The organism is Nocardioides sp., from assembly GCF_024509035.1.
Lineage (GTDB): Bacteria > Actinomycetota > Actinomycetes > Propionibacteriales > Nocardioidaceae > Nocardioides.
Window position 1 is genome coordinate 3,878 of record NZ_JANINT010000081.1, and the last position, 1,469, is coordinate 5,346.

The 1,469-nt window shown below is 75.4% G+C and carries 1 protein-coding gene and 1 pseudogene; both read right to left on the bottom strand.

Annotation, left to right across the window (positions count from 1 at the left end; all coding sequences use genetic code 11):
* On the bottom strand, positions 1-427 hold a 427-nt coding region (locus Q0L15_RS06775; RefSeq protein WP_296603155.1), incomplete at its 3' end, for a VWA domain-containing protein.
* 757 nt (positions 428-1,184) lie between these two features.
* Positions 1,185-1,469: pseudogene (locus Q0L15_RS06780) on the bottom strand (magnesium chelatase); the annotation flags it as partial.

The window sequence follows — 1,469 nt, forward strand, 5'->3', positions numbered from 1 at the left end:
TGGGGACGTGCTCGGCCTGCAGGTGGGCGGAGAGCGTACGCGCGAGCCCGAGCCGCAGCGGTCCCTCTTCGCAGTCGACGACGACGCTGGGGACCCGCATCGCCGCGACGTGGGCCGCCGCCAGCCGGGACCGGTCGACGGCATCGGCCCCGGAGGTGGCGCGGCCGTCCGTCACGACCACGAGCAGCGGCCGCAGCCGGTCGTCCCGGAGCCGCTCCCGCCGGACGACGTCCGCCGCGGTAAGCAAACCTTCCGCCAGAGGGGTGCGCCCCCCGGCGGGGAGCTCGTCGAGCAGGGCTGCGGCCACTTCGACCGACCCGGTGGGCGGCAGGGTCACGTCCGCGTCAGTGCCGCGGAAGCTGATCATCGCCACCTTGTCCCGGCGTCGGTACGCATCGGTGAGCAGCGACAGGATCGCGGTCTTCACCTGGACCATGCGACGCCGGGCAGCCATCGAGCCGGACGCGTCCACGCAGAACAGGAGGAGGTTGGCCTCCCTCCCCTCGCGTACGGCGGTGCGCAGGTCGACCGCCGCGAGCGCGAAGCGCCCACCCGGCCCACGCGTCGATCCGGTGGCGTGGCGTTCCGCCGCGGCTCGCAGGGTCTCCACCAGGTGGAGCGTCCCGGTCCCGCCACCTCGGGTGGCGCCGACCCGGCGGCCGCTGGCGCCCAGGGCGCGGCTACGGCGCCCCGGCGTACCTCGGCCGACCCCGTCGACGGTGAACAGACGCGGTCGATACGCGGACTCGGCCGCCACGGTGCTGGAGCTGCCCTCCCCCGGGGGGTGCGGCGCCGGCGGCGCGGGTGGCGCCTGGACGTCCCCCTCGGCACTGGCCGGTTCGGGCACGTCGTCCCTGCCGTCGGTCGGGACTTCGTCGGGGCTGCCGGCGTCGGACCCGGAGCCGTCGGCCGGCGACGCGGGGTCCTCGGACGGGTCCTGGCTGTCCTCGGGACCGTCGGTGGGGTCCGTGGGCCCGTCCGGTTCCGGCGGCGGCTCGGGGAGCTCGTCGTCGCCGAGGACCTCGTCGAGCAGCCGTTCGGGCGGTGACGATGTCGGCACGCAGGCCGTCCACCTCGAAGGCGGCGCAGACCTCGGCGACCTTGAGCATCGCCGCCTCCCCCAGGGTGACCTCCTCGACGCGCTCGCGAGCCAGCGCGATCCGTCGGGTGAGCTCGGCCTGGCTGGCCGCGTACCGCGCGACGAAGCCTGCGGGGTCGCGGTCGAAGGCGAGGCGGCGCCGCACCACCTCGACACGCAGGGCGGGATCGCGTGGGGCGGCCACCTCGACGGTGAGGCCGAAGCGGTCGAGCAGCTGGGGGCGAAGCTCACCCTCCTCCGGGTTCATCGTGCCGATCAGCACGAACCGGGCGCTGTGGCCGATCGAGACGCCGTCCCGCTCGACCGTCACCTGGCCGGTGGCGGCGGCGTCGAGCAGCAGGTCGACGAGGTGGTCGTGGAGCAGGTTGAC